The organism is Enterococcus sp. LJL99 (assembly GCF_054871725.1).
Genome location: NZ_JBTXLT010000017.1, coordinates 41,728 through 48,522, shown reverse-complemented (window position 1 = coordinate 48,522; position 6,795 = coordinate 41,728). Strand labels below are relative to the sequence as shown.

The window sequence follows — 6,795 nt, the reverse complement described above, 5'->3', positions numbered from 1 at the left end:
TGCGAAAGAAGGTAAAAAAGATGAATAACACAACAAAATTTTTTAAATCCTATCGTTTTCTACAAGTTTTAACAGGAATTCTGTATCTCCTCATGGCTGTTTTAGCGATGAGGTATACAGAAGAAAATATTGTGGAAGCCGTCCAATTAATTGGTGTCTTCGCATTGATTAAAGGTTTCTTCAATATTATGAATCGAGACAGAATTGCGCAACGTACCCATCATAAACAAACATCAGCGATTCTTTTAGGCGTTGTTGACCTGATTGTCGGTTTGATTTTAGTGGTTGATATCTCATTGGATCTCCCCTCGTTAGCAATGTTATTCGGCATCTGGTTTATCAGTGACGCAGTGATTTCGTTTTTCCTGTTAGATTTAGCAAAAAGAATTTCCATGCCTTACTACTATGTTTCTTTGGTTGTGGATCTGCTTGGTGGATTAATCGGCTTGATTTTATTGATTGCCAATGAAACAACAATCATTAGTGTTCCAGCCTTAATCAGTTATTATTTCTTAATGTTCGGCTTTATTAAATTAATTGGCGGCGTAATTAACAAACATAATTTGCATACCTTAGAAAAATAAAGTGTCGCTTTTTTCGACAGAATTCAAAATTTATAGAAGTAAATACTCTATATACTAAGCTTATCAACAAAAACAACAATCTAAAACAAAAAAAAATTAAAGGACGTGTATATCATGTGTACAAATATAAAAATCAAATCAAAAAGTGGCGAATTGTTTTGGGGAAGAACAATGGATCTGGATATGCCAATGTTTCCAGATGAATCAGGTTTTTACCTTCCATGTATGTTAACTAATTTACCTGCGAATACTGAAATAAGTAGCCAATTGAAAAATTGGAAAAGTAATTATGCCGTTTTAGGTGTGGGAATGAAGGGATCATCGGTCCTATTTGATGGTATCAATGAACATGGTTTAACTGGCGATTTACAAGTATTAAAAGAGTGTGGATGGGGAGAACAAGATGAAATAACAAGTAAACAAAAAAAACCTTTAATTGCAGAAGAATTTGTAACCTTCATTTTAACAACATTTAAATCTGTAGAGGAAATTAGAGCAAATATTGATCAGTTTGCTTTGCTAAATCAACCATATAATTATGGAGGAGCAAGTTTTCATTTTCCGGTACATTTCTCTTTTATTGATGAATCAGGAGATGGAATCGTATTAGAAACTTTAGAAGACGGAAGTTTTGTTACGTTTAATTATATGAATGTTATGACTAATAGCCCAAGATATGATTATCACGAAGTAAATATCAGAAATTACATTGGGATGAGTAATATCAATATGAAGGAAGATAAAACATTGAAGAATGGAATGGTAATAAGCCCGATTGAAGGTGGAACTGGTTATGGAATGTTTGGATTACCAGGTGATTATACTTCACCATCAAGATTAGTTCGAGCTTTCTGCTTATCCAATGCGTTAAATTCATTTGAGAAAGAACAAGGAATTAATGCATTGTATTCTGTTTTTAGATCTGTTATTATCCCTCAGGGGTTAGAACGTAACAAAAAAAATCCAGAAGTTTCTGATTTCACAAGATATTGGTCTGGTTATGATTTAAAAGAGAGAACGCTATATGTTCAAACAGGAAAAGGATTAGCTTTTACGAAGAAACAATTAGATTGTAGTGCAACAGAAATTTCGTATGATGAAATTCAAATAAATATTTAAAAATAATTAGTTTATAATAGTAATAGAATTAGAGTTAAGAAAACTCCTTAGAATAAACTTACGTTTGAACTTTGAACGTTATATTAGTGATATAATACTTATAAAAATGAATGGTTCTGATAAACTGTTTATTGGTACGATGCATCATGAAAAGTAATATGATTCATCGTACTTAATTTCTTTTCGTTTTAGTTTTTTAGTCATATAACAATTAATACATGCATTTTTTTACTTAAAAAAATCAAATTTAAGTAATTGAATGTACTTTAGTAGAGGATATTAACATAATAGGTCATAGATTATAACGATTTATTGATTTGGTTTTTGCTTCAACAGGTAAAATGAGTAAACGTTACAAGGTTCTTTATGTGGAGTTGAATGATGAAGGATAAGGATCGCTTAAACAGACAAAGAAAGTATCATTTAATTGGTCTAAACAAGTAATTAAAAAAATAGAGAAAACTTGATTATTAATTACGATGCGTCTGAAGACTATAGCAATAAATAGATACAGAATTTAATTGGGATTCGTCGTAGAGGAAACAAAAGTAATTTTCTCGGGAATAAGCCTAAAATCACAAAAAAATGAACCTCCAAAATGTTTTTAAAAAAGTTAATCATGAGAAATTATATAGCTTAAAAGTCATTTGGTAATTTGACGATTGAGCAATATAATTTCTTTTTTATCTGATAAAAAGAGGTAGTCACAAAGGTACTACTACGGTATGATAGTGAGAAACAATAAAATAGTGAAGATCTAGCTAATAAGCGATGAGTTGGACAGTCACTTCATATAGAAAAGGAGAGTATTTATGCGAAAAATTAAATTAGTAGAACCATCGTTAAATTATGAGGATCAAATTATTTCCTATCGTGAAGAATTTTTAGCTCATCAAGATAGTATGGATGGAACGTCATTTTTAGCTGAATTTTCTGATGTTAATAAATGGTTAAGATTTATTGAAAAGAATCATCATGAAGAAACAGTGGCAGATGGTTTAGTTGTGGCCACTGAATTTCTTGCTGTTCGTGAGTCTGATAATAAGTTAATCGGAATGGTGGATATTCGTCATACATTAAATGATTATTTGTTTCGAATTGGAGGGCATATTGGCTATAGTGTTCGCAAAAGTGAGAGGAATCAGGGATACGCAAAAGAAATATTGGCTCAAGCGTTGAACTATTGTCAAACTCTTCCTTTAGAAAAAGTTTTACTGACCTGTGATAAAAGTAATCCTGCTTCTGCAAAAGTCATTCAGTTCAATGGCGGTATCTTAGAAAATGAATTATTTGATGAGAACGGACAAGAAGTTATTCAAAGGTATTGGATTTCATTATAATTTACTATATAAAGCATCGAAATTAAGGCAAAGATTTAATTGTTCTCATTATGCTATACTTATGATAGAAGAAACGAAAAAAGGAGCGTAAATAAATGAACGTAGTATTTTGTGATATTGATGGAACTTTTCAGGAAATGGGGGAACCAGTTCCGCAAATTAATTTTGATGCAGTTCATGCGCTACAGAGGCAAGGGGATCATTTTGTTTTCATTACAGGTAGAGGATATGAACAATTAAGTGAGTTAATGGAAGGGTTAGAAACAGAATGTGACGTCATATTTAGTAATGGCGGAGGGTTTAAACGAGTTGGCCAGCCCGTTAGCTATAATCATTGTTTGTCAATAGAAACTTGTGAGAAAACTTTAGCTATTTTGGAAGCACGCAATCTTTTTTATCATTTACATACAAATCAAGGAATTTTGTTGAAACCAATAAAGAATTATCAAGCGAATATTCTGGCTCTTCGAGAAAAATTACTCCCAATGGGTGAAACAGGGAAACAAATTATGGATTTCAAAGAAACTTTTTTTGCAGAAGAATGTCAGCATGTGGAAGAACCTATAGCTTATCTTAGAGAGCATCCAGAAGTCAAAGTGATGAAAATTGAGCTAATGGAAGCAGATGATACGGTTCATTTGGAATTGAGAGAGTTATTGAAAAGTGAAACGACATATATTTTTTCATCGTTTGTTCAATGTTTAGAAATTGCGGATCCATTAAGTAGTAAAGGGGAAGCGGTCAAAGAGTTTATGCAAAGATTTCCTGGAGCGACTAGTTATGGGATTGGTGATGGAGAAAATGATCTAGCAATGCTAGAAGTTGTGAATGTTCCAATAGCAGTGGATAATGCCAAACAAATAGTGAAAGAGCAATGTCAAAAAATTATTGGTGCTTGTGAAACAGGTAGTGTTGGACAATTTATTTTTGCAGAGCTTATCGATTGAATTTTTACCCTAGTAAATTGAAATCAAGAAACGGAAATAGAAAAGTATTTTATGCTATACTTCATTAATAATCAATAACTGAGATTTCATAATTCTAGGAGGAATCTTTATGGATAAAAAAGAAACAAGGCAGCTGATTTTAAATGATTTAGCGTATTATCAGTCTGGAATCAAACAATTATATGCGAAATACTATCAGAAATACTTTATAGTTTTGGTCGTAATCATTCTAGCTACAATTACGGCGATTGCCTCGTATACGTCATTTGGCAGACTTTTAGCAGGTCTTTTATTGTTAGTTGAGATAGCAAGTTTAGTCTATTTGCTACGATTGATGAGTGCAGAAACATTTCATCATTTTTTTGAACAAACAACAGAAAAATTACCAGTAGCATTTAGTGATATGGAAAAAATGACTATTCAAGAAGATGATCAGGCTTATTATTTTTCAGTAAATGATTCTCTTGTGAAATTAAATAAGAAAAATACGAGGAACTTTCCTTCAAAAATTCCGCAATATACGCTTTTAGTTGGTTTTTCAAATGATATAGATAAAGAAACGCTGAAAAAACCGCTTTATTTTTTTTATTACGATATTACTCGGATTTCGTATTCAGAGAATTATAAAAAAGAGTTAGTCAAAAATACCAATTTTCTTGCTAAACGAACCAGAAGAAGAGTAAAGTCTTTTTTATATTCTTTAGTAATACTTATTATTTTATTTTTACTGTTTTATTTTGGTTGAGAAGAGATAAAAAAACGTCTAGAAAATGATTAAGTTCATTCTCTAGACGTTTTACTATTTTGTGTATTCTTTGATGATCGCACTTAGCGTTTGAGCTGCACCTATACCAACGCGAGAATTATAGTATTCAGCAAATCGTTCATCTGCGCTGTACATCTCACCAAGACAAGCATGATATTCAGAAGAATAAGTTGCGCCAGCGAATTCCAACCATTCTTTATGTTTTTTAAAAGCTCGTTGTGCTTCAACAGAAGTTATATCTTGTGATTCAATAACGATTGCCAATGATTCAAAAAGATCTTTTTCAGTGGCTTCCATCGCTTTAAATTGAGTTTCGGTCAAGTTTGCCCATTTCTTATTAGACGCTTCAACTTCTTTTTCGCCATATTTTTCTCTAATTTCTTTTCCATATAAGGTTTCGTTTTTCTCCAAAGCCGCCTTTTTAAAGCCTTCAAATTTTTCTTTGTTTGTCATAATCGTTTCTCCTTTTTGATAACTTAATGTTTTTTCAACAGTCTGGATCAGATGGTTAATTTGCTCACGTCGCTCAACTAGTTGTTGGTGATGGGAAAGTAACGCTTTTTGAAAATCAAAGTCTGAATCAGTAGTAATCTTTTTTATATCTTCTAATTTCATATCTAAGGAACGATAAAAAAGAATTTGTTGCAATCGGTCAATTTCCTCTGTCCCATAAATTCGATAACCTGCTGAATTAATACGAGCGGGTTTTAGCAAGTCGAGTTCATCGTAATATCTAAGTGTTCGCGTGCTGACTCCTGATAAAGTAGCGATTTTTTTAATTGTATATTCCATCTATATCCCTCCTGTTACAAATAGCATAAACCTTTACGTTGCGTTAAGGTCAAGTGTTTTTTCATTTTAGCATATTTTTTTATTAAATCACTGTGAAAAATCAAGTTTTGGGAGTAAAATTAAGATAGCTAAACATCAGTAAATATGATAAAGGGTATTTGAATTTCGTGGATGAATGACGACTTTCAAATTTCCTAATAAAAAGAGGAGTTGACCATATGAAATTAGTTGAAACGCCGATTACGTCAAATATCAATTTAGAAAACCTTTATCCGAATATTACAAGTTATGTTTTTGGGAAAAAAGCAATCAAATATTATAAATTGTATTCGTTGGATCATGTCAGTATCATTTATGTAGATACTTTTGATAAAGTAAACGTGATTATGATAGGAAAGAAACGAAAAATTAAAAAGCAAGAAATTGATTTTGCAATTAAAAAACTATTACATGCAACAAGAGATGAGGTCAAAATTTATCTTGATTTAAAGCATGAAATGCAGGTCAATGGTGTGACCTTGAATGAACCTAGAAAAGATATTCTTTTGATTCAAAAAGAACAATCTACTGACTGAACTTACTTGAAAAATCTGATGTCTAGGGAATCGCCGAAAAAGATAGGGACGAAAAGTTTTGCATTGTCCTTATATTCCCTCCTTTTTTGAGCTTTTTTTCAAAGAGAATTGTGTTAAAAATCGAGACAAAACGACTCATTCGTCTTGTTTCGATCTTTTTTTACTATCATATCAAGTCGAAACAGTGAAAAGCGGTAGATTTTTTTCATGCTTTTGATAAAATAGAAAGAGTGAAAGGATGAGATTAGTGAAAGAAATGATTCAAAAGCATAGAGAAGTGCTAGGATATCTATTTTTTGGTGTCGCGACTACATTAGTAAATATGGGTGTATTCTTTATCTGTAATAATGCATTACAGATAGATTATCGAGTGAGTAATGCAATTGGCTGGTTTATATCTGTACTATTCGCTTTTGTAACGAATAAGTATTTTGTTTTTGAGAGTAAACATGAGGATAGAGCTGGCTTTTTCAAAGAAATGATTTTGTTTTACTGGTATCGTATTTTGTCTTTTATTATTGATATGGCAATGATGATTGTTTTAATCGAATATATTCATACCAGTGATTTTTGGGCTAAAATGATAACTCAAGTTGTGGTCGTTGTGTTAAATTATTTTTTCAGTAAGTTTTTTATTTTCAAAAAAGAAGCGTGATCTAGGCATTCTGCTTA

The 6,795-nt window shown here is 31.5% G+C and carries 8 protein-coding genes; 7 read left to right on the top strand and 1 reads right to left on the bottom strand.

From position 1 onward, the window contains the following. The 5 genes from ACYSNW_RS17040 to ACYSNW_RS17020 form a co-directional block, all read left to right on the top strand. Nucleotides 1-584, top strand: a 584-nt coding sequence (locus ACYSNW_RS17040; RefSeq protein WP_461746545.1) for a DUF308 domain-containing protein, incomplete at its 5' end; no start/stop codon positions are given. Between the two features lie 114 nt (nt 585-698). After that, nucleotides 699-1,703: a linear amide C-N hydrolase gene (locus ACYSNW_RS17035; protein WP_461746544.1), complete on the top strand. Its 1,005-nt coding sequence runs from the start codon at nt 699-701 to the stop codon at nt 1,701-1,703. Between the two features lie 812 nt (nt 1,704-2,515). Beyond that, the gene (locus tag ACYSNW_RS17030) at nt 2,516-3,043 is read left to right on the top strand and encodes a GNAT family N-acetyltransferase (RefSeq protein WP_461746542.1); all 528 of its coding nucleotides are present in this window, start codon (nt 2,516-2,518) and stop codon (nt 3,041-3,043) included. Nucleotides 3,044-3,138: 95 nt separating this feature from the next. Further along, nucleotides 3,139-3,990: an HAD-IIB family hydrolase gene (locus ACYSNW_RS17025; RefSeq protein WP_461746541.1), complete on the top strand. Its 852-nt coding sequence runs from the start codon at nt 3,139-3,141 to the stop codon at nt 3,988-3,990. Nucleotides 3,991-4,099: 109 nt separating this feature from the next. After that, nucleotides 4,100-4,735: a hypothetical protein gene (locus ACYSNW_RS17020; protein WP_461746539.1), complete on the top strand. Its 636-nt coding sequence runs from the start codon at nt 4,100-4,102 to the stop codon at nt 4,733-4,735. A 54-nt stretch (nt 4,736-4,789) separates the two neighbouring features. Here the strand turns inward: ACYSNW_RS17020 and ACYSNW_RS17015 are convergent, their stop codons facing one another. After that, nucleotides 4,790-5,548 carry a MerR family transcriptional regulator gene (locus ACYSNW_RS17015; RefSeq protein ID WP_461746537.1) on the bottom strand — a complete coding sequence of 253 codons (759 nt, stop codon included), beginning with the start codon at nt 5,546-5,548 and terminating at the stop codon, nt 4,790-4,792. 218 nt (nt 5,549-5,766) lie between these two features. On the opposite strand from ACYSNW_RS17015, the gene ACYSNW_RS17010 reads away from it, so the two are divergent. Both ACYSNW_RS17010 and ACYSNW_RS17005 read left to right on the top strand, forming a co-directional pair. Then, entirely contained in the window at nt 5,767-6,123 is a 357-nt protein-coding gene (locus ACYSNW_RS17010; protein ID WP_461746535.1) for a DUF1827 family protein, read from the top strand. Between the two features lie 247 nt (nt 6,124-6,370). After that, nucleotides 6,371-6,778 carry a GtrA family protein gene (locus ACYSNW_RS17005; protein ID WP_461746548.1) on the top strand — a complete coding sequence of 136 codons (408 nt, stop codon included), beginning with the start codon at nt 6,371-6,373 and terminating at the stop codon, nt 6,776-6,778. Nucleotides 6,779-6,795 lie beyond the last annotated feature (17 nt).